The sequence below is a fragment of the Psychrobacter sp. AOP31-B2-9 genome, from assembly GCF_052378005.1.
Classification (GTDB): domain Bacteria; phylum Pseudomonadota; class Gammaproteobacteria; order Pseudomonadales; family Moraxellaceae; genus Psychrobacter.
This window is the reverse complement of record NZ_JBQSXG010000357.1, coordinates 1-358: the sequence shown is the minus strand read 5'-3', so window position 1 is coordinate 358 and position 358 is coordinate 1. Positions and strand designations below refer to the sequence as shown.

The following is a 358-nucleotide window of genomic DNA, read 5'->3' as shown; positions in this document are numbered from 1 at the left end:
AAATATTGAATGAAGAAAGTGGTGACGTTACTTCTTATTCTAAGCAGTATCAACTTAATCCTCAAACAACGACTTATTTACAAGTCGCTTCATCACCAGAAGGTAGTCCTATCCTTCAGAATATACCTGAAAGTGAGGCACTGCTATTATTAAGGCAAAGCACTCGTCAGAACCATCAAATTAGTCGCGTTTTATCAAATTGTAATGGTTGAATTTCAATATAAATAAAATAATATATTGAGACCTATGTTAAACCTAAATAGATATTATTTTTTTATACAATCGTATTTAAAACCATTTTTCCATAATGGAATTTATGTGAGATAAATAGTGTTTTATCAACATGAATGATCATCGA

Annotated in this window: 1 pseudogene; it reads left to right on the top strand. The window is 29.9% G+C overall.

The features are described 5' to 3' along the window. Positions 1-212, top strand: a pseudogene (locus tag ACT3SX_RS15615) (OmpA family protein); the annotation flags it as partial. Positions 213-358 lie beyond the last annotated feature (146 nt).